The 20,119-nt window shown below is 53.8% G+C and carries 18 protein-coding genes and 1 pseudogene; 13 read left to right on the top strand and 6 right to left on the bottom strand.

Annotation, left to right across the window (positions count from 1 at the left end):
• Positions 1–129: 129 nt before the first annotated feature.
• The 5 genes from mcbA to ybiJ all read left to right on the top strand — a co-directional run bounded on the left by mcbA (position 130) and on the right by ybiJ (position 4,598).
• A complete protein-coding gene (mcbA, locus tag OGV71_RS22430) occupies positions 130–390 on the top strand; it encodes a DUF1471 family periplasmic protein McbA (protein WP_003035239.1) in 261 nt (86 codons plus the stop codon).
• A gap of 292 nt (positions 391–682) precedes the next feature.
• Entirely contained in the window at positions 683–2,968 is a 2,286-nt protein-coding gene (locus tag OGV71_RS22425; RefSeq protein WP_204583841.1) for a catecholate siderophore receptor Fiu, read from the top strand.
• Positions 2,969–3,011: 43 nt separating this feature from the next.
• Positions 3,012–3,689, top strand: a complete 678-nt coding sequence (ybiX, locus tag OGV71_RS22420; RefSeq protein ID WP_003035235.1) for a PKHD-type hydroxylase YbiX — start codon at positions 3,012–3,014, stop codon at positions 3,687–3,689.
• Between the two features lie 78 nt (positions 3,690–3,767).
• Entirely contained in the window at positions 3,768–4,034 is a 267-nt protein-coding gene (locus OGV71_RS22415; protein ID WP_003035233.1) for a DksA/TraR family C4-type zinc finger protein, read from the top strand.
• A 303-nt stretch (positions 4,035–4,337) separates the two neighbouring features.
• Positions 4,338–4,598: a DUF1471 family protein YbiJ gene (ybiJ, locus tag OGV71_RS22410; RefSeq protein WP_003035231.1), complete on the top strand. Its 261-nt coding sequence runs from the start codon at positions 4,338–4,340 to the stop codon at positions 4,596–4,598.
• Positions 4,599–4,695: 97 nt separating this feature from the next.
• Here the strand turns inward: ybiJ and OGV71_RS22405 are convergent, their stop codons facing one another.
• The 4 genes from OGV71_RS22405 to rhlE all read right to left on the bottom strand — a co-directional run bounded on the left by OGV71_RS22405 (position 4,696) and on the right by rhlE (position 10,535).
• The gene (locus tag OGV71_RS22405; RefSeq protein WP_057063405.1) at positions 4,696–5,781 is read right to left on the bottom strand and encodes a malate/lactate/ureidoglycolate dehydrogenase; all 1,086 of its coding nucleotides are present in this window, start codon (positions 5,779–5,781) and stop codon (positions 4,696–4,698) included.
• A 162-nt stretch (positions 5,782–5,943) separates the two neighbouring features.
• On the bottom strand, positions 5,944–6,912 hold the full coding sequence (gene ybiB, locus OGV71_RS22400) for a DNA-binding protein YbiB (RefSeq protein WP_003035227.1): 969 nt from the start codon (positions 6,910–6,912) through the stop codon (positions 5,944–5,946).
• 29 nt (positions 6,913–6,941) lie between these two features.
• A complete protein-coding gene (gene dinG / locus OGV71_RS22395; RefSeq protein WP_003035224.1) occupies positions 6,942–9,092 on the bottom strand; it encodes an ATP-dependent DNA helicase DinG in 2,151 nt (716 codons plus the stop codon).
• A gap of 96 nt (positions 9,093–9,188) precedes the next feature.
• The gene (rhlE, locus tag OGV71_RS22390; protein ID WP_086503862.1) at positions 9,189–10,535 is read right to left on the bottom strand and encodes an ATP-dependent RNA helicase RhlE; all 1,347 of its coding nucleotides are present in this window, start codon (positions 10,533–10,535) and stop codon (positions 9,189–9,191) included.
• A 221-nt stretch (positions 10,536–10,756) separates the two neighbouring features.
• Here rhlE and cecR point away from each other — a divergent pair, with 221 nt between their 5' ends.
• From cecR to OGV71_RS22365, 5 genes are read left to right on the top strand one after another with little or no spacing between them, the layout of a single operon-like run.
• A complete protein-coding gene (gene cecR / locus OGV71_RS22385) occupies positions 10,757–11,434 on the top strand; it encodes a transcriptional regulator CecR (RefSeq protein ID WP_204583843.1) in 678 nt (225 codons plus the stop codon).
• Positions 11,431–12,426 (top strand): secretion protein HlyD, encoded by a 996-nt coding sequence (gene hlyD, locus OGV71_RS22380; RefSeq protein WP_071696426.1) that lies wholly within the window; start codon positions 11,431–11,433, stop codon positions 12,424–12,426. Before cecR ends, hlyD begins: the two co-directional genes overlap by 4 nt.
• A complete protein-coding gene (locus OGV71_RS22375; RefSeq protein WP_003845404.1) occupies positions 12,419–14,155 on the top strand; it encodes an ATP-binding cassette domain-containing protein in 1,737 nt (578 codons plus the stop codon). The genes hlyD and OGV71_RS22375 overlap by 8 nt, the downstream gene beginning before the upstream one ends.
• On the top strand, positions 14,148–15,281 hold the full coding sequence (locus tag OGV71_RS22370; protein WP_003035208.1) for an ABC transporter permease: 1,134 nt from the start codon (positions 14,148–14,150) through the stop codon (positions 15,279–15,281). Before OGV71_RS22375 ends, OGV71_RS22370 begins: the two co-directional genes overlap by 8 nt.
• A gap of 10 nt (positions 15,282–15,291) precedes the next feature.
• Positions 15,292–16,398 (top strand): ABC transporter permease, encoded by a 1,107-nt coding sequence (locus OGV71_RS22365; RefSeq protein WP_003837035.1) that lies wholly within the window; start codon positions 15,292–15,294, stop codon positions 16,396–16,398.
• On the opposite strand, the gene OGV71_RS22360 is transcribed toward OGV71_RS22365, so the two are convergent.
• A complete protein-coding gene (locus OGV71_RS22360) occupies positions 16,360–16,770 on the bottom strand; it encodes a YbhQ family protein (RefSeq protein ID WP_003035203.1) in 411 nt (136 codons plus the stop codon). The two genes, OGV71_RS22365 and OGV71_RS22360, sit on opposite strands and share 39 nt — an antisense overlap.
• Positions 16,771–16,901: 131 nt before the next feature.
• Between OGV71_RS22360 and OGV71_RS22355 the strand changes: the two genes are divergently transcribed.
• The 3 genes from OGV71_RS22355 to OGV71_RS22345 are packed head-to-tail and all read left to right on the top strand — an operon-like array spanning position 16,902 to position 19,863.
• The gene (locus OGV71_RS22355) at positions 16,902–17,663 is read left to right on the top strand and encodes an endonuclease/exonuclease/phosphatase family protein (RefSeq protein ID WP_003035201.1); all 762 of its coding nucleotides are present in this window, start codon (positions 16,902–16,904) and stop codon (positions 17,661–17,663) included.
• Complete coding sequence (clsB, locus tag OGV71_RS22350) at positions 17,660–18,901, top strand: cardiolipin synthase ClsB (protein WP_003837040.1); 1,242 nt, start codon at positions 17,660–17,662, stop codon at positions 18,899–18,901. Before OGV71_RS22355 ends, clsB begins: the two co-directional genes overlap by 4 nt.
• Positions 18,901–19,863 carry a lysylphosphatidylglycerol synthase domain-containing protein gene (locus tag OGV71_RS22345; protein ID WP_003035197.1) on the top strand — a complete coding sequence of 321 codons (963 nt, stop codon included), beginning with the start codon at positions 18,901–18,903 and terminating at the stop codon, positions 19,861–19,863. Before clsB ends, OGV71_RS22345 begins: the two co-directional genes overlap by 1 nt.
• Before the next feature lie 127 nt (positions 19,864–19,990).
• On the opposite strand, the pseudogene OGV71_RS22340 reads toward OGV71_RS22345, so the two are convergent.
• Positions 19,991–20,092 (bottom strand): annotated as a pseudogene (locus tag OGV71_RS22340) (Bax inhibitor-1/YccA family protein); the annotation flags it as partial.
• Positions 20,093–20,119 lie beyond the last annotated feature (27 nt).

Genomic DNA, 20,119 nt, shown 5'->3' with positions numbered 1-20,119 from the left:
TACGCCTGTTTGACGCTTTGCTGATTGTTCGAAAAACAGACAGTTCATCACCAGTTTTTTGCGGTAAATGTCATCCGCTGACGACCTAAACTTATCAGGCACACCTGTTGTTTTTCAGAGGATATCACCATGAAGAAATGCCTCACATTACTTGCCGCTACCGTACTTACCGGCATGACATTTGCCTCCTTTGCTGCACAGCCATACACCAGCCCAGCTACCGGTCAGCTACAAGCTTCCGGCACAGTATCCGCTACCGGCGCCTCTAACCTGAGCGACCTTGAAGACAAGCTGGCAGAGAAAGCGAAAGAACAAGGGGCAAAAGGCTTTGTTGTTAATTCTGCAGGCGGTAAAAACCAGATGTACGGTACCGCAACTATCTATAAGTAGCCCCCCACCTTCTCCCAACTGCATTCGCCCGAATGCAGTTTTCTGCGCGCTGTTCACTTCATTTTCGGCTCAATTTGTAATCAATGTGTTGGCATTTTGAATCCAATGTAAATAAATGTATTTATTTTTGAATTAATGAATGCTAAAACGTCGCACTGATTAGAAATGATTATTAAAATCATTATCAATTACACATTCATTTTCGCGAGACCTGCAGGGTACAACATCCACAGAGATGTCCCTTCGCGTGAGTGAAACCGTCTACTCAAAAAATAATAAGTCATTAATTAAAATGGATAAAAATCGCAACTTGCCGTCCAGTAGTTTTCATTCACTGACTTTTTTTGCCGGTCTGTGCATTGGCCTGTCCCCGGTAGCCCAGGCTGTCGCAGCAGGCGATCAGGACAAAAAACCAGAAGATACGTTGGTCGTTGAAGCGGTCAAACCTTCGCTGTACGCCCCAACACAGTCTGCCGACCCTAAATTCTCCCGCCCGGTGGCGGATACCACCCGCACCATGACGGTGATTTCTGAGCAGGTGATTAAGGATCAAGGCGCAACAAATTTGACCGATGCGCTGAAAAACGTACCGGGCGTTGGCGCGTTTTTCGCTGGTGAAAACGGCAACTCCACTACCGGTGATGCGGTTTATATGCGTGGCGCGGATACTTCGAACAGTATTTATATCGACGGTGTTCGTGATATCGGCAGCGTCACGCGCGATACCTTCAATACCGAACAGGTCGAAGTGATTAAAGGTCCTTCCGGTACCGACTATGGACGTAGCGCGCCGACTGGCTCTATCAATATGATCAGCAAACAGCCGCGTACCGACTCAGGAATCGATGCGTCGGCCAGCGTCGGTAGCGCCTGGTTCCGCCGTGGTACGCTGGACATTAACCAGGTTATCGGCGACACCACCGCCGCACGTTTAAACCTGATGGGTGAAAAAACACATGATGCCGGTCGCGATAATATTAAGAATGAACGTTACGGCGTGGCCCCCTCACTTGCTTTTGGCTTAGGCACCGATAACCGACTGTATCTGAACTATCTGCACGTTACTCAACACAACACGCCGGATGGGGGTATTCCCACCATCGGTCTGCCGGGATATTCTGCGCCTTCCGCAGGGACGTCTGCACTGAATCATTCAGGAAAAGTGGATACGCATAATTTCTACGGTACCAACTCGGATTACGACGATTCGACGACCGATACCGCGACGATGCGTTTTGAACATGACCTGAGCGACAGCACCACGATTCGCAACACCACCCGCTGGTCGCGTATTAAACAGGATTATCTGATGACGGCGGTGATGGGCGGTGCGTCTAATATTACGCAACCCACCAGCAGCGTCGACACCTGGACCTGGTCACGCCTGGCAAATACCAAAGATGTCAGTAACAAAATCCTGACCAACCAGACCAACCTGACCTCAAAATTTTACACGGGATCCATCGGTCACGACATCAGCACTGGCGTGGAGTTGACGCGCGAAACACAAACCAACTATGGCGTAGCCCCGATCACCCCGCCGCCGGTTAATATTTATCATCCCAACAGCGACGTGAATATCGGCGGATTATCGCGTAACGGCGCCAACGCTAACGGGCAAACCGATACCTTTGGCGTATACGCTTTTGATACGCTACAAATTACCCGCGAGTTCGAGCTGAACGGTGGTATTCGCCTCGACAATTACCGCACTGAATATGACAGCGCCACCGCTTGCGGCGCTTCTGGCCGTGGTGCAGTGGCATGTCCGACAGGCGTCGCCAAAGGTTCCCCGGTCACCACTGTGGATACTGCCAAATCAGGCAATCTGGTGAACTGGAAAGCGGGCGCGCTGTATCACCTGACCGATAACGGCAATGTCTACATTAACTATGCCGTTTCTCAGCAACCGCCGGGCGGCAGCAACTTTGCCCTTGCTCAGGGCGGAAGCGGTAACAGCGCAAACCGTACCGACTTCAAACCGCAGAAAGCGAAAACTAGCGAGATTGGCACCAAATGGGAGGTGCTGGATAAGCGCCTGCTGCTAACCGCCGCAATTTTCCGCACGGATATTGAGAATGAAGTTGAGCAGAACGACGACGGTACCTATTCCCAGTACGGGGAGAAACGCGTTGAAGGCTACGAGCTCTCAGTAGCAGGCAACATCACCCCCGCATGGCAGGTTATTGGGGGTTACACCCAGCAACGCGCCACCATCCACAGCGGCAAAAACGTTGCTCAGGATGGTTCTTCTTCCCTGCCCTATACGCCGGAACATGCGTTCACGCTGTGGAGCCAGTATCAGGCAACTGACGATGTTTCCGTTGGCGCAGGCGCTCGCTACGTGGGCAGTATGCATCGCGGTTCGGACGGCGCCGTGGGTACGCCATCCTACACTGAAGGTTACTGGGTCGCCGACGCCAAACTGGGCTATCGCGTGAATCGCAATCTCGATTTCCAGCTAAACGTCTATAACCTGTTCGACACCGATTATGTATCCTCCATAAACAAGAGTGGATACCGTTATCATCCAGGCGAGCCAAGAACTTTCCTGCTCACAGCCAATATGCATTTCTGATCCATCGCGTGGGGCGAAAGCCCCACTTTCAGGAGAAACACTGATGATGTACCACATTCCCGGCGTTCTGTCGGCGCAGGATGTAGCCTGGTTTCGCGAGCAACTGGACGCAGCCGACTGGGTTGATGGCCGCGCAACCACCGGCGCTCAGGGGGCGCAGGTTAAAAACAACCAGCAGGTAAATACGCAAAGTGAACGCTACGGCGTTTTACAACAGGCGGTACAGACTGCGGTAAATAACAGCGCGCTTTTCTTCGCCGCAGCACTACCGAAAACGCTCTCCACACCGCTGTTTAATCGCTACCAGGACAACGAGACCTATGGTTTTCACGTTGACGGTGCGGTGCGTAGCCATCCGGAAAACGGCTGGATGCGCACAGACCTTTCCGCAACCTTATTCCTGAGTAACCCGGATGATTATGAAGGAGGAGAACTGCTGGTCAATGATACCTACGGCCAGCATGCGGTGAAGCTTCCGGCAGGCGATCTGGTGCTTTACCCTTCCAGCAGCCTACACTGCGTAACGCCAGTAACCCATGGCGTTCGTGTGGCATCCTTTATGTGGATCCAGTCGATGATCCGTGACGACAAAAATCGCGCCATGCTTTTTGAACTGGATAAAAACATTCAATCCCTGAAGGCTCGTCATGGGGAGAGCAACGAAATCCTGTCATTACTCAATCTCTACCATAACCTGCTGCGCGAATGGTCTGAAATCTGATACTGCTGGCGCATGGTCGTTTTTCAGCCATCACCTTCGCTATACTTAGTCTGTAGACATCAGCAGCAGGAGGTACACATGGCATCCGGATGGGCAAATGACGACGCAGTTAACGAACAGATCAACAATACTATTGAAGATGCTGTTGCCCGCGCCCGCGGTGAGTTACCGACCGGGGAAAGTCTGTATGAATGCGAAGAATGTGGCAATCCTATCCCTCAGGCCAGACGTGAGGCCGTGCCAGGGGTACGCTTGTGCATCACTTGCCAACAGGATAAAGATTCACATAGCGCGGCATTTTCAGGATATAATCGCAGAGGTTCGAAAGACAGCCAGCTACGTTGACTCATCTTTACCAAAAGTTTCAGCGCATACGATTTCCTTTACGAGCACGCTTTTTCGCACTCTGTGTGGCAAAATGTGCCGTTGTTGGTTTCTCTGTAAAGCGCAATGACAAGAACTGTAAATCCCTCGTCTGAATTTATTAATATTCAATAAGTTATTTGTCATTCAATTTTTTTGATTGATGTCGTCAATTCTATTCGATTTTCTCTCACCAAAAAAAACGTGATACTTATCACATCGACGGAACAACGTCTTCTTAAAGAACACTGACTACTAACAGAACAACCCTTCGAGAGATTAATCATGAAAAATATCAAATTTGCTGTTGCTGCCATCGCCCTGTCTACCCTGTCATTTGGCGTTTTCGCTGCCGAGCCGGTTTCCTCCACTCAGGCACAAAGCATGAATAAAATTGGTGTAGTTTCTGCTGATGGTGCCACCACACTGGATGGCCTGGAAGCCAAACTGGCTGAGAAAGCGGCTGCTGCTGGCGCAACTGGTTACAGCATCACTTCCGCTGTCGGTAAAGACAAAATGAGCGGCACCGCGGTTATCTATAAATAACCGAAAGATTACCTGTACGACCCAATGCTCCAACCCTCATTGACCCTGTTTGTTACCCTTTGTTTGCCCGTCCGCCACTGGACGGGCTTTTTTTTGCTTAGTGTTCAAGTCGTTGACGGAATTCCTGCAACACGGCGTCCGGCATGCCTATTTGCAGCGCCGCCTCGCAAATCGCCTGCCAGCTTCCGGCATCCAGCGGAATACCGTGTTCCAGCCGTTCCTCGCGAGTATTCACTTCCCACTCACCTGGCAACAGGATCGGGGCATCTTCAGCATGCGGGGACGCTTTCACCCACTCAGCAAATGCTGCGACCTGGTTGTCGCAGTCCGGCGCGCCGAACAGTTCCGGATTCATAATAATAGTGGTCATACAGTTGATGATGGCGTCCGGGCTGGTCTGCAGGCTCTCTTCATGTGTGGTTTTACCCCCTGAAAGCGCGCCACCCATAATTTCGCACATCGCCGCCAGCGCATAACCTTTGTGCTGGGCAAAGGTGAGCAACGACCCCAGCGGAGAAACCTGCATTACCGCAGGATCCGTTGTAGGCACCCCCGCCACATCAATCAGACATCCAGGAGCTACCGGCTCGCCCTTATGCCATGCCACACGGGTTTTACCAAACGCGATGGCGCTGGTTGCATAGTCCAGCAATAGCGGGAAGGTATTTTTACGCGGAAAAACAACGCAGAAAGGGTTAGTGCCAAAACGACTATCGCGGCCATGAAACGGTGCAACCATCGGGATCCCGACCACGCTCACAAAATGCACTGAGACAAAACCTGCCGCCGCACATTGCTCCGCCCAGTAGCCAATACGTCCGATATGATGCGAATTATGTAATGCCACGGCGGCGATACCGTGCTGGCGAGCTTTTTCAATCCCCAGCGTGATGGCTTCGTGAGCCGCCACCTGACCAAAGGCACAATCGCCATCAAGCGTAATCACCGCCCCTGCATCTTTTACCACTTTGGCATGACGGTTGATTTGTAGATGCCCCAGCGAGAATGAACGAATATAGCTTGGGATCATACCGATGCCGTGGGAGTCGTGACCGGCGAGGTTAGAGGCTATCAGATGATCGGCCACCAGCCGCGCCTCCTGATCATTGCTTCCCATCTGATGAAAAACGGCCTGGATAAAGGCGTGCAGCGTTGGCACATGGAAGCGATGTCCACTGTTCATTGTTATCTCCTGTTGTGTCGCGTGTTTGTTGTGTTTCTTATTTTTCAACAAACTATGCTGCGCCACGGCGCTCAGGAGGTCAATAAACGTGCAGAAATTTCACGTTGCCGAAAAGAGAAAACCGACAGACCAGGTAAAAGGCCCGTCGGGATAACAAATGAATCAGAAGCTTTGCTCGACGCGAGCAAGTCCTTCGGCAAGCGAGGCGGATTCACCGGTTGCCACCAGGCAGCAGGCCATCTGAATTTTCAACGATGCCGGGACCGGCTCACTGCCAGCCAGACAACGCTCAATCCAGCGCGCGGTGGTTTCCGGATCTTTTGCCACCGGCAGCGGTACTGGCTCGTCAGGCATCTCGCTCTGTCGGTCCTGTAACACTCGCACGCCGGATGAATCTATCAGGCTTATCTGCGGGCAGCGCTGCGGGTTGGCATACACTTCGCCCTCGGTACCATGCATCAACAGGCCGCGCCCACCGATATCGCCGAAGAACTTCGCCACACGCGAGACGTATTCCGGGTGGGACACGCTGGAAAGACGCAGCGCCGCATCTTCAGCAAACGGCGTGGCTAATTTAGCCAGTGTGTGCGCACTGTTACGCACGCCCATGCGCCAGCGCATCGCCAGCTGTTTCTCCAGCGGAGGGCACAACGCGCTCACCGGAATAAACACCGGCTGATGACCATCCAGCTTTGCCTGCGCCTGCCCAGCATGCAGCGTTGGCGTAATCCCCATCAGTTCAAAAATGGTTTCTGTCAGCACGCGGGTTGGATCCTCACTGACACCGTGCACGACTACCGGGAAACCGAGCTTATGCAGTAAAATCGCCAGCAGCGGCGTCAAATTCGCCTGCTTGCGTGCACCATTGTAGCTGGGAATGACAATCGGCATGGGTTTGGCAACCGGCGGAGTCAGGCGAATGGTGTGGTTTTGCATCGCTTCGTAAAAGCCCAGCATCTCCGCTTCGCCTTCGCCTTTAATACGTAGCGCAATCAGCACCCCGCCCATCTCAAGGTCAGGTACGTCGCCGTTCATCATATGGGTATACAGTCCGCGAGCAGTATCCTTGTCCAGGTCACGCGCGTGATTTTTTCCTCGCCCAATCTCTTTAATGATTTTGCGGTAATCCATCGATAACTCCTTGCCTGTTGCTCGCATCGTTAACGCCGACGGCGGCGCGTGGGTTTCGCTTTTTCTTTTGGTTTTACTATAACGTCTGGCACAGCAGGTTGCTCTATCGGAAATATGGGTAACGCGTTCAGTAAACGCTTGCCATAGTTTTTGGTCAATAAACGTTTGTCATAAATAACCACTTCTCCCCAGCAGCCATGGCTACGGATGAGTCGCCCAACCTGCTGGATCAAATTGAACGACGCCGCGGGCAGGCTCTGCACCTCGAAGGGGTAGCGGTTCAGGCTTTTCAACCACTCGCCCTCGGTGATCACCACCGGGCTGTCGATCGGTGGAAAAGCAATTTTGTGAATATGCACCTGGGTCAGCAGGTCGCCTTTCAAGTCCAGACCTTCAGCAAAAGATTGCAGCCCAACCAGCACGCTGCGCTCGCCGTTGGTCACCCGTTTGCGGTGCAACTCTACCAGACGATAGCGCGGCTGATCGCCCTGCACCAACAACAGCAGGCGCAGATCGGTAACATGCTCAAGAAAACGCTGCATCGCCCGACCGCTGGCAAAGAGTACCAGCATCCCTTGATGCTTTTTACTTTCCAGCTGTTCGCGAAAATAGGCGGCCATTTCCGCGATATGCTGCTCTTCGTTATCAATTAACGGTTCGTAGCGCATCTGCGGAATGACGATTTTGCCCTGTTCAACGTGATTAAACGGTGAATCCAGCGCAACAAACCGATCTCCTGCTTTTTCCTTCAGACCACTCATCTCCTGCAAACGCGAGAAGCTGTTGAGCGAGCGCAGCGTTGCGGAAGTGACAATAATATGCGGGACGCTACGCCACAGCAGTCGTTCGAGCTGATCGCTCACACGGATCCCCACGCAGTGGAACCAGACGTGGATCTGCCCGTCACGCACCTCGCGCGTCGCCCATTTACTCACCGGCGCGCCTGACGACTGCGCGAGCGATGCCAGCCGCCACAGTTTGCTTTGCGCCTCAAACATGCCCAGCGCCCGGTTCATCTGCAAAATAACCCGATGCAGACGCACAATATCGTGAGTGCCGGTTTTTTCGCTGAGATCGTTGAGGAACAGTTCCGCCAGCCCGCGTAGCATTTCCGTAAGCTTTGCCAGACGCTGACAAATCTCCATCACTTCTGCAGGCAGTTCGCCCATCGCAAAGCGGTGTTCCGCCTCCTGAGTAGCAGGCATATACAGATTAAGAATGTTATTGAGCGATGAAATCAGTTCATACAGCTCTTCACAGTGACCGTTCAGACGCTCGGCATTCGCCAGCGGCGGCGTGGTTTTCGGGCGAAACTGTTCAAGACAGGTCGCCACTAATTTGCAAAACAGATCCAGCTGGAGCCGGTACCAGGGGGCGCTGATTTCCGCGCTCATCTCCAGCGCATCGCGCGCGACATCCGGCAAATGGTGGCCTTCATCAAGTACCAGCAACAGGTTTTTCGGCTCCGGCAAAACGGCTTCGCTTTCCATCGCCGCCATCACCAGTGCATGATTAGCCACCACCACTTCAGCTTCCTGAATCTCCCGGCGGGCGACAAAAAAAGGGCATTCACGATAATAGTGACAGTTGCGATTCAGACAGCTAGCTTTATCGGTGCTCAGACGCTGCCAGAGTCCGTCGTCAATGGCGATATCGGTGTGATCGCGCAGCCCGTCCCACTTGTAGCTGTCGAGATCGCCTTTTAACCTGGCGCAGCGCTTTTGTTCTTCCTGGTTGTTGGGCGTCAGGTCATCGTCGAGAAAAGCCAGCAGATCCTGCTGATTGGGTTCAGTACTGGCCAGCGCCGCTAAGTTACGCGGGCAGACATAGCGTCCGCGACCAAACGCGGCGGTAAAACGCAGGTCGGGGATAATTTTGCGCAGCAGCGGTAAATCTTTGCTGTAGATCTGATCCTGCAAAGCGACGTTGGCGGTGCTGACCACCAGCGTTTTTTGCTCTTCACGCGCAATGGCAATACCGGGAATCAGATACGACAGAGTTTTCCCCACCCCGGTCGGCGCTTCAATCGCCAGATGCCGCCCTTCTTCACCTGCCAGCGTTTTCGCGACGTCAGCAATCATCTGCCGCTGCGGCGCACGGGGGATAAAGTCGGGGATCTGTTCCTGAAGCGCCTTATACCAGGCGGCGATTTGCGCTTTTAACGCAGCCGTAAGTGCCATGAGAAAACCTGAAATACTGTATAAACAGCCACTATTGTGGCACTTTCTATCCCGTGTCGCAAAAAGAAAAGCCCGACCTTTCGGCCGGGCTCGCAATTACTGCGCTGTGGACGGTTTGCGCGGACGGCGCGGTGGACGAGGTTTATCACCTGCCGGTTTGCCTTCGCCACTACGCGGCTTCGCTTTTGGCGCACCGCCATCCTGACGACGCGGCTGCTGGCCACGCCCTGCTCCGCCCTGCCCGCGACCACCGCCGCCGCCACGCTGCTGACGACCGTTCTGGATCGGCTCAGCTTTAATGGACGGATCTGGCTCGTAGCCTGGCGTCGCTATACGCGGGATCTCTTTTTTCAGCAGCTTCTCGATGTCACGCAGCAGCTTGTGTTCATCGACGCACACCAGAGACAACGCTTCGCCAGTAGCGGCGGCACGCCCGGTACGACCAATACGGTGCACATAATCTTCTGGGACGTTTGGCAGCTCGTAGTTCACCACGTGCGGTAACTCTTCAATGTCCAGACCACGCGCGGCAATATCGGTCGCTACCAGCACGCGAATATCACCGGATTTAAAATCAGCCAGCGCACGTGTACGCGCCCCCTGAGATTTATTACCGTGGATTGCCGCACTGCGGATGCCGTCTTTATTCAGCTGTTCTGCCAGATGGTTCGCGCCATGTTTGGTACGGGTAAACACCAGCACCTGCTGCCAGTTGCCCTGACCAATCATCTGTGACAACAGTTCGCGTTTACGTTTTTTATCGACGAAATGAACGTGCTGAGTTACCTGCTCGGACGCGGTATTACGACGCGCCACTTCGATTTCCAGCGGGTTATGCAGCAGTTTTTCGGCCAGCGACTTAATGTCATCAGAGAACGTTGCCGAGAACAGCAGGTTCTGACGTTTTGCCGGCAGTTTTGCCAGAACGCGACGAATATCGTGAATAAAGCCCATATCCAGCATGCGGTCAGCTTCATCCAGTACCAGGATCTCCACCTGATCCAGTTTTACCGCATTCTGATGCTCCAGATCGAGCAAACGACCCGGGGTGGCAATCAGTACATCCACACCGCCACGCAGTTTCATCATCTGCGGGTTAATGCTGACGCCGCCGAAGACCACCAGCGAGCGAATATTCAGATACTTACTGTAATCACGGACGTTTTCGCCAATCTGGGCCGCCAGTTCACGGGTTGGCGTGAGGATCAGCGCACGAACCGGACGACGGCTTTTACCATGCGGCTGATTGGTAATCAGGTGCTGCAACAGCGGCAGGGTAAAACCTGCCGTTTTCCCCGTACCGGTCTGGGCGCTGGCCATCAGATCGCGGCCTTCCAGCACGGCAGGAATAGCCTGCTGCTGAATAGGGGTAGGTTCACGGTAACCCTGCTCGGCAACGGCACGTAAAATTTCAGGGTTTAAACCAAGGGAATCAAAAGACATAACAACTCCGAACCGCCCTGACCGTTACCGGTGTCGTTTTCAGGGAGATACATACAATAGAGATGACAAAAACCACAATGTCATGAAGGGGCGGAGTGTAGCAGTTTTTGTGATGTGCCGCATAAATTATCCCTTTACTGGAAAATAACCGTCCGGACTGGACAAGGCTGCGCATCAGTCATAATCTTAATCAATCGATTGATTAAGATCAGAGTCGTGCCATGAATACACCCACCATGACAACCAAAGGTGAACAGGCGAAGAACCAGCTCATTGCCGCTGCATTGGCGCAATTCGGCGAGTATGGTCTGCACGCCACGACGCGCGATATCGCTGCACAGGCCGGGCAAAACATTGCGGCTATCACCTACTATTTTGGCTCAAAAGAGGATTTATATCTCGCCTGCGCCCAGTGGATTGCAGATTTTATCGGCTCACAGTTTCGTCCGCACGCTGAAGAGGCCGAGCGTTTATTCGCTCAGCCAGAACCGGATCGTGGCGCGATGCGTGAACTGATCCTGCGCGCCTGCAAAAATATGATCATGCTGTTAACCCAGGACGACACCGTTAACCTGAGCAAATTTATCTCGCGTGAACAGCTTTCCCCCACTGCGGCTTATCAACTGGTGCACGACCAGGTTATCAATCCGCTGCATACACACCTGACGCGCCTGATTGCCGCCTATACCAGCGGCGATGCCAACGATACCCAAATGATTCTGCATACCCACGCCATACTCGGCGAGGTGCTGGCTTTTCGTCTGGGGAAAGAAACCATTCTGTTGCGTACGGGCTGGTCACAATTTGATGAGGATAAAACCGCGCTGATTGACCAAACGATCACCTGTCACATCGATCTTATTCTGCAAGGTTTAACGCAAAGGAGTCTGGAGTCATGAAAAAACCTGTCGTTCTCGGGCTGGTTATCGCGGCCCTCGTTGCCGTGATTGCCGGTGGAACGTGGTGGTATCAGAGTCGGCAAGATAACAGCCTGACGCTATACGGCAATGTCGATATCCGTAGCGTCAACCTGAGTTTTCGCGTCGGCGGCAGACTGGCCTCGCTGGCGGTTGATGAAGGCGATGCGATTACCGCCGGTCAGGTGCTGGGCGAACTGGACCGCGCACCGTATGAAAACGCATTGATGCAGGCAAAAGCCAACGTTGCCGCCGCCCAGGCGCAATACGATCTGATGCTGGCAGGGTATCGCGAAGAAGAGATCGCGCAAACCGCGGCGGCAGTCAAACAGGCGCAGGCCGCCTATGATTACGCGCAGAATTTTTACAATCGGCAGGTAGGATTGTGGAAAAGCCGTACCATTTCTGCCAACGATCTGGAAAACGCGCGTTCATCTCGCGATCAGGCGTTAGCTTCACTGAAATCCGCGCAGGATAAACTCACGCAATATCGCAGCGGTAATCGTGTGCAGGACATCGAGCAGGCAAAAGCTACGCTCGAACAGGCTCAGGCCGAACTGGCACAGGCAGAGCTTAATTTGCATGATACCACGCTGACCTCGCCATCTGACGGCACGCTTCTCACCCGCGCGGTTGAACCCGGCAGCATGCTGAACGAAGGGAGCACGGTACTGACGCTGTCGCTCACGCGTCCGGTCTGGGTTCGCGCCTACGTAGACGAACGCAATCTGAGCCAGGCGCAGCCGGGACGTGAGATCCTGCTCTATACCGACGGTCGCCCGGACAAACCGTATCACGGCAAAATCGGCTTTGTGTCACCAACCGCCGAATTTACGCCGAAAACGGTCGAGACTCCTGATCTGCGCACCGATCTGGTGTATCGCCTGCGAATTGTCGTAACCGACGCGGACGATGCGCTACGTCAGGGAATGCCGGTAACGATAAAATTTGGCGATGAGGCACGGCATGAATGACGCCGTCATTACGCTTAAAGGGCTGACGAAAAACTTTGCTGGAATGGAAAAACCGGCCGTCGCCCCGCTCGACTGTATCGTGCATGCGGGCTACGTGACCGGGCTTGTCGGGCCGGACGGCGCAGGCAAAACCACGTTGATGCGCATGCTGGCGGGATTATTAAAACCTGATGCCGGAAGTGCTGCGGTAATTGGTTTTGACCCCATCAAAGACGACAGCGCGCTGCACGCGGTGCTGGGCTATATGCCGCAGAAATTTGGTCTGTATGAAGATTTGACCGTCATGGAGAACCTCAATCTCTATGCCGATTTGCGTAGCGTCACCGGTGAGGCGCGAGAAAAAACCTTTGCCCGACTACTGGAGTTTACCTCGCTGGGGCCATTTACCGGACGACTGGCCGGCAAACTTTCCGGCGGCATGAAGCAGAAGCTCGGGCTAGCCTGTACGCTGGTCGGCGAACCCAAAGTGTTGCTGCTGGATGAGCCAGGTGTGGGTGTCGACCCAATTTCCCGTCGCGAACTGTGGCAAATGGTCCACGAACTGGCCGGAGACGGCATGCTGATCCTCTGGAGTACGTCGTATCTGGATGAAGCAGAGCAATGCCGTGATGTGCTGCTGATGAACGAAGGCGAATTGTTATACCAGGGCGATCCTACTCAGCTTACGCAAACCATGGCTGGTCGCAGCTTCCTGATGAGCAGTCCGCAGGAAAATAACCGCCGACTGCTGCAACGCGCGTTAAAACTACCGCTGGTCAGCGACGGAATGATTCAGGGGAAATCCGTCCGTTTAATCCTGAAAAAAGAGGCGACTGCTCAGCAGATCCAAAACGCTGACGGCATGCCGCAGATAACCATCAATGAAACTGCACCCCGCTTCGAAGATGCCTTTATCGATTTACTCGGCGGAGCCGGAACATCGGAATCCCCGCTGGGCGCTATCCTGCATACCGTAGAAGGTACGCCTGGCGAAACGGTGATCGAAGCCAAAGCGCTGACCAAGAAGTTTGGCGATTTTGCCGCGACCGACCACGTAGACTTTTCCGTACAGCGCGGCGAGATTTTTGGTCTGTTAGGACCCAACGGTGCCGGCAAATCTACCACCTTTAAAATGATGTGCGGCCTGCTGGTCCCCACCTCCGGTAAAGCGCTGGTGCTGGATATGGACCTGAAAGTCAGCTCCGGCAAAGCGCGTCAGCATCTGGGCTATATGGCGCAGAAATTCTCCCTGTACGGTAACCTGACGGTTGAACAAAATCTGCGTTTTTTCTCCGGCGTCTACGGCCTGCGTGGTCGGGCGCAGAAGGAGAAAATCGATCGAATGAGCGAGGCATTTGGCCTGAAGAGTATCGCTTCCCACGCCACCGACGAACTGCCGCTAGGGTTTAAGCAGCGTCTGGCGCTGGCCTGCTCGCTGATGCATGAACCCGACATTCTGTTCCTTGATGAACCCACTTCCGGGGTCGATCCCCTCACCCGTCGTGAGTTCTGGTTGCATATCAACAGCATGGTGGAAAAAGGCGTCACGGTGATGGTGACCACCCACTTTATGGACGAGGCGGAATACTGCGATCGCATCGGGTTGGTGTATCGCGGCAAACTGATTGCCAGCGGAACACCGGACGACCTGAAAGCTCAGGCTGCCGACAGCGACACTCCGGACCCGACCATGGAGCAGGCGTTCATTACGCTAATCAATGACTGGGATAAGGAGCATACGCATGAGTAACTCCGCTCTCTCCTGGCGTCGCGTACGTGCGCTGTGCGTGAAAGAAACCCGCCAGATCGTTCGCGACCCCAGCAGTTGGCTGATTGCGGTGGTGATCCCGCTGCTGCTGCTGTTTATCTTCGGCTACGGGATAAACCTCGACTCCAGCAAGCTGCGGGTCGGGATTTTGCTCGAACAGCAAAGCGAGGAGGCGCTGGATTTTACCCATACCATGACCGGCTCGCCGTATATTGACGCCACTATCAGCGATAACCGTCAGGAATTGATTGAGAAAATGCAGGCTGGGCGCATTCGCGGGCTGGTGGTGATCCCTGTGGATTTTGCCCAGCAGATGGCGCGACCTAATGATGTGGCACCGATCCAGGTGATCACCGATGGCAGCGAACCCAATACCGCCAACTTTGTGCAGGGTTATGTCGAAGGCATCTGGCAGATTTGGCAGCAACAGCGGGCGGAAGATCGTGGGGAATCGTTCGAGCCTTTGATCGACGTGCAAACACGCTACTGGTTTAACCCGGCGGCCATCAGCCAGCACTTTATTATTCCCGGGGCGGTAACCATCATCATGACGGTGATTGGCGCGATCCTCACCTCATTAGTGGTGGCGCGCGAATGGGAACGCGGAACCATGGAGGCACTGCTTTCTACCGAAGTTACCCGCGTCGAATTACTGCTGTGTAAACTGATCCCCTATTATTTCCTCGGCATGCTGGCGATGCTGCTGTGTATGCTGGTGTCGGTATTTATTCTTGGCGTGCCCTATCGCGGCTCGTTGCTAATCCTGTTTTTCATTACCAGCCTGTTTCTGCTCAGTACGCTTGGCATGGGGTTGCTTATTTCCACCATCACCCGCAACCAGTTTAACGCCGCGCAGGTCGCGCTGAACGCCGCTTTCCTGCCCTCGATTATGCTGTCAGGTTTTATCTTCCAGATAGACAGCATGCCCGCGATTATCCGGGCGGTAACCTACATTATTCCGGCGCGTTATTTCGTCAGTACCCTGCAAAGCCTGTTTCTGGCGGGAAATATTCCGGTGGTGCTGATTATTAACGTGCTGTTTTTAATCGCTTCGGCGGTGATGTTTATTGGCCTGACGTGGCTTAAAACCAAACGTCGGCTGGATTAAGGGGACGGGCATGTTTCATCGCTTATGGACGTTAATTCGCAAAGAGCTGCAATCGCTGTTACGCGAACCGCAGACGCGAGCCATTCTGATTTTACCGGTACTGATTCAGGTGATCCTGTTCCCGTTTGCGGCGACGCTGGAAGTGACCAACGCCACGATCGCTATCTATAACGAAGACAACGGTAAACATTCGGTGGAGTTAACCCAACGCTTCGCCCGCGCCAGCGCCTTTACCCATGTTCTGCTGCTGAAAAGCCCGCAGGAGATTAAGCCGACTATCGATACGCAAAAAGCCCTGCTGCTGGTGCGCTTCCCGGCCAACTTTTCGCGCAATCTGGACACCTTCCAGCAGGCACCCATGCAAATTATCCTCGACGGGCGTAACTCCAACAGCGCGCAAATTGCCGCCAATTACCTGCAGCAAATCGTTAAGACGTATCAGCAGGAGCTGATGGACGGCAAGCCGAAACCAAACAACAGCGAGCTGGTCGTGCGTAACTGGTACAACCCGAATCTGGATTATAAATGGTTCGTGGTGCCGTCGCTGATCGCCATGATCACCACTATCGGCGTAATGATCGTCACCTCGCTTTCGGTTGCTCGCGAGCGCGAGCAAGGTACGCTGGATCAGCTGCTGGTCTCCCCGCTTACCACCTGGCAGATTTTCATCGGTAAAGCTGTGCCCGCGCTGATTGTGGCTACTTTTCAGGCCACCATTGTGCTGGCAATTGGTATCTGGGCTTATGACATTCCATTTGCCGGTTCACTGGGGTTGTTCTATTTCACAATGGTAATTTACGGGCTGTCGCTGGTCGGCTTTGGTCTGCTGATTTCATCGCTGTGCGCCACCCAGCAGCAAGCGTTTATCGGCGTGTTTGTGTTTATGATGCCGGCGATTTTACTCTCGGGCTACGTCTCACCAGTCGAAAACATGCCGGTCTGGTTGCAGAATCTGACGTGGATAAACCCGATCCGCCATTTTACGGACATCACGAAACAGATTTACCTGAAGGATGCGAGTCTGCAGATTGTCTGGGGAAGTTTGTGGCCGCTGTTGGTGATAGCGGCCACAACCGGCTCAGCGGCGTATGCGATGTTTCGACGTAAGGTGATGTAGCTTTTTGTCTTTCGCCAGCAGCGAGACCACGGCGGGTCCGGCCAGGATCACCAGACCCGCCAGTGCCAGCAAGACGTTGTTTTGCAGCACGCGCGACAGTAACCACAGCACGATCATTGCGGCACCGAAATACCACGTGGTAGTCAGCTCTTCCAGCACATCAGCGACGTCACGCCAGCGTTGTTCATGGTGACGTTGCAAGGCCAGCATTAATAAAACCGTTACGCCGTAAACGACGCATAATCCCAGGCCGACGCGCACCAGCGTGCCGCTCATCCAGCCCATTACCAGCAACGCCACTACCAGTAAATGCAACACAATCTGCCAGCAACTTAGACCCGTTGCGACACGAACACGTTGTTGCCACCTCATGGCTTTTCTCCTGAAGGATTTTCAACTAATTGTTCAGAGTACCGGACTTTACGGAAAATTCCGCAACACTGCATCTTTTTGTGACGATGACTACACTATTTTATTTAGAAAGTGACGCCAACGGGAGGCTCATGAGCGGATCGGGAGTTCAATTTTCATTCAATGTGCTCACCATTAATACTCACAAAGGGTTCACCGCCTTCAACCGGCGTTTTATTTTACCTGAGCTAAGGGAGGCCGTCAGAACGGTCGGTGCAGACATTGTATGCCTGCAGGAAGTGATGGGTGCGCACGAAGCTCATTCGCTGCACATTGAGAACTGGCCGGATACCAGCCACTACGAATTTCTGGCGGACACGATGTGGAGCGACTTCGCCTACGGGCGTAACGCCGTGTACCCGCAGGGACATCACGGTAATGCTGTGCTGTCGCGGTATCCCATTGAGCATTATGAAAATCGTGATGTGTCGGTCGGCGCGAGTGAAAAGCGCGGAGTCCTTTACTGCCGAATCGTACCGCCAATGCTCTCCCACCCCATCCATGTGATGTGTGTGCACCTCGGCCTGCGTGAAGCTCACCGCCAGGCCCAGCTCGCGATGCTGGCAGACTGGGTTAACGCCCTGCCCGACGCGGAGCCGGTGGTGATTGCCGGGGATTTTAACGACTGGCGGCAAACGGCCAATCGCCCGTTGAAAGCCAAAGCTGGCCTTGACGAGATTTTTACCCGCGCCCACGGCCGCCCGGCGCGAACATTTCCGGTGCAGTTTCCCCTGCTGCGTCTGGACAGGATCTATGTGAAAAACGCGAATGCCAGTACCCCAACGACGCTGGCGCTGCGTCACTGGCGACATTTGTCCGATCATGCCCCTCTGAGTGCGGAGATTCATTTATGAAATATGGCTGGCGTGAAGGCAATCAAATTCAACTACTGGAAAACGGCGATCAATTCTACCCCGCCGTCTTTGACGCCATTGAACAGGCGCAGCAAAAAATAATCCTCGAGACCTTTATCTGGTTTGAAGATGCGGTAGGAAAACAGCTGCATGCCGCGTTGCTCGAAGCCGCCCGGCGAGGAATCAAAGCAGAGGTGTTACTGGATGGCTACGGCTCGCCTGATCTTAGCGACAGTTTTGTCGAAGAGCTCACCGTAGCCGGCGTTGTTTTCCGCTACTACGATCCGCGTCCGCGTCTGTTCGGGATGCGCACTAATCTCTTTCGTCGTATGCATCGCAAAATTGTGGTCATTGATGATCGTGTTGCCTTTGTTGGCGGCATCAATTACTCCGCTGAACACATGTCTGATTACGGTCCGGAGGCCAAGCAGGATTACGCCGTGCGCGTTGAAGGTCCAGTCGTTGCTGACATTCTGAAATTCGTGCTGGAAAACTTGCCCGGACAGAGCGCTGTACGACGCTGGTGGCGACGTCATCACCGGGCAATCGACAATCATCGCCCCGGCGAAGCGCAGGCGCTGTTTGTCTGGCGCGATAACGAAGAACATCGTGATGATATTGAACGCCACTATCTGAAAATGCTGACCCAGGCACGGCGGGAAGTGATCATCGCCAATGCCTACTTCTTTCCCGGCTATCGCTTTCTGCATGCCCTGCGTAAAGCGGCCCGACGGGGTGTTCGGGTAAAACTCATCGTGCAGGGTGAACCGGATATGCCGATTGTGAAAGTGGGCGCCCGCCTGCTGTACAACTATCTGGTAAAAGGCGGCGTCCATGTCTATGAATACCGCCGTAAACCTCTGCATGGCAAAGTGGCGCTGATGGACGATCACTGGGCGACGGTGGGCTCCAGCAATCTTGATCCACTGAGCCTGTCACTGAATCTGGAGGCAAATCTGATTATTCATGACCGTACGTTTAATCAGACCCTGCGTGACAACCTGAACCCTATTATTGCGCAGGACTGCAAGCGGGTTGATGAATCCATGCTGCCAAAACGCACCTGGTGGAACCTGACCAAGAGCGTACTGGCCTTCCACTTTTTACGCCACTTCCCGGCGCTGGTCGGCTGGTTGCCGGCGCATACCCCGCATCTGGCCGAGGTAGAGCCGCCCGCGCAGCCCGCTCTGGAAACTCAGGACCGTATACAAACAGAGGATGCAGGAGGGAAAACCTGATGGCAAAAAGCCACCGACGCTGGCGGTTAGCGAAAAAGATCCTCACATGGCTGTTTTTTATTGCGGTGATCGTGCTGCTGGTTGTTTATGCCAGCAAGGTCAACTGGCAGGAAGTGTGGACGGTAATTCGCGATTACAATCGGATCGCCCTGCTCAGCGCCGTGGGGTTGGTGATCGTCAGTTATTTACTTTACGGCTGTTATGATCTGCTCGGGCGCTACTACTGCGGCCACAAACTGGCAAAACGCCAGGTCATGCTGGTGTCGTTTATCTGTTACGCCTTCAACCTGACGTTGAGCACCTGGGTGGGTGGTATAGGGATGCGTTATCGCCTTTACTCGCGCCTCGGATTGCCGGGGGGCACAATAACGCGGATTTTTTCGCTGAGTATTACCACTAACTGGCTGGGCTATATTCTGCTGGGCGGTTTTATATTTACCTTCGGCGTCGTCGAACTGCCCGCACACTGGTATATCGATGAAGGCACATTGCGCATCTTAGGCATTGCGCTGCTGCTGATTATTGTTGTTTATCTGTGGTTTTGCGCCTTCTCTAAACATCGTCACATCACCATCAAGGGCCAAAAACTGGTGCTGCCCTCCTGGAAATTTGCCCTCGCGCAAATGACGATATCCAGTGCGAACTGGATGGTAATGGGGGCGATTATCTGGTTGTTGCTCGGTCAGAATATCGATTATTTCTTCGTGCTGGGCGTGCTGCTGGTGAGCAGTATTGCCGGCGTAATCGTGCATATTCCCGCGGGGATCGGCGTGCTGGAAGCGGTGTTTATGGCGCTGCTGGCAGGAGAGGACACGTCTCAGGGAACAATCATTGCTGCCCTGCTCGCGTATCGCGTGTTGTACTATTTTATTCCGCTGCTTCTGGCACTGGTGTGTTATTTGCTGCTGGAGAGTCGGGCAAAAAAGTTGCGGGTAAAAAACGAGAAGGCGATGGCGAAATGATAGTATATATAGTGCCGGATGCGGCTTAACGCTTTATCCGGCCTACTTTTGATACCAAGCGGTAGGCCGGATAAGCGCAGCGCCATCCGGCAACAGAGAATTAACGACGATTGCCGAAAATACGCAGCAGCATCAGTCCGCAGGTCATCCAGCCGTATACCTGCGCCATATACGTTTGCAGGCCGGAACGGGCCTGTACAATAGAATCGGATCGTGGGAATCGGTCCATGACAATCTCCTGAATCAGTATGAGCCT

The organism is Citrobacter sp. Cf088, assembly GCF_030334295.1.
GTDB lineage: Bacteria > Pseudomonadota > Gammaproteobacteria > Enterobacterales > Enterobacteriaceae > Citrobacter > Citrobacter freundii.
Note: the sequence above shows the minus strand (reverse complement) of the source record. Positions and strands in the feature narration are given on the sequence as shown.

Bases quoted from the DNA above. Each gene is read 5' to 3' on its own strand.
- mcbA (WP_003035239.1), top strand. From the start codon at position 130: ATGAAGAAATGCCTCACATTACTTGCCGCTACCGTACTTACCGGCATG.
- OGV71_RS22425 (WP_204583841.1), top strand. From the start codon at position 683: ATGGATAAAAATCGCAACTTGCCGTCCAGTAGTTTTCATTCACTGACT.
- ybiX (WP_003035235.1), top strand. From the start codon at position 3,012: ATGATGTACCACATTCCCGGCGTTCTGTCGGCGCAGGATGTAGCCTGG.
- OGV71_RS22415 (WP_003035233.1), top strand. From the start codon at position 3,768: ATGGCATCCGGATGGGCAAATGACGACGCAGTTAACGAACAGATCAAC.
- ybiJ (WP_003035231.1), top strand. From the start codon at position 4,338: ATGAAAAATATCAAATTTGCTGTTGCTGCCATCGCCCTGTCTACCCTG.
- OGV71_RS22405 (WP_057063405.1), bottom strand. From the start codon at position 5,781: ATGAACAGTGGACATCGCTTCCATGTGCCAACGCTGCACGCCTTTATC.
- ybiB (WP_003035227.1), bottom strand. From the start codon at position 6,912: ATGGATTACCGCAAAATCATTAAAGAGATTGGGCGAGGAAAAAATCAC.
- dinG (WP_003035224.1), bottom strand. From the start codon at position 9,092: ATGGCACTTACGGCTGCGTTAAAAGCGCAAATCGCCGCCTGGTATAAG.
- rhlE (WP_086503862.1), bottom strand. From the start codon at position 10,535: ATGTCTTTTGATTCCCTTGGTTTAAACCCTGAAATTTTACGTGCCGTT.
- cecR (WP_204583843.1), top strand. From the start codon at position 10,757: ATGAATACACCCACCATGACAACCAAAGGTGAACAGGCGAAGAACCAG.
- hlyD (WP_071696426.1), top strand. From the start codon at position 11,431: ATGAAAAAACCTGTCGTTCTCGGGCTGGTTATCGCGGCCCTCGTTGCC.
- OGV71_RS22375 (WP_003845404.1), top strand. From the start codon at position 12,419: ATGAATGACGCCGTCATTACGCTTAAAGGGCTGACGAAAAACTTTGCT.
- OGV71_RS22370 (WP_003035208.1), top strand. From the start codon at position 14,148: ATGAGTAACTCCGCTCTCTCCTGGCGTCGCGTACGTGCGCTGTGCGTG.
- OGV71_RS22365 (WP_003837035.1), top strand. From the start codon at position 15,292: ATGTTTCATCGCTTATGGACGTTAATTCGCAAAGAGCTGCAATCGCTG.
- OGV71_RS22360 (WP_003035203.1), bottom strand. From the start codon at position 16,770: ATGAGGTGGCAACAACGTGTTCGTGTCGCAACGGGTCTAAGTTGCTGG.
- OGV71_RS22355 (WP_003035201.1), top strand. From the start codon at position 16,902: ATGAGCGGATCGGGAGTTCAATTTTCATTCAATGTGCTCACCATTAAT.
- clsB (WP_003837040.1), top strand. From the start codon at position 17,660: ATGAAATATGGCTGGCGTGAAGGCAATCAAATTCAACTACTGGAAAAC.
- OGV71_RS22345 (WP_003035197.1), top strand. From the start codon at position 18,901: ATGGCAAAAAGCCACCGACGCTGGCGGTTAGCGAAAAAGATCCTCACA.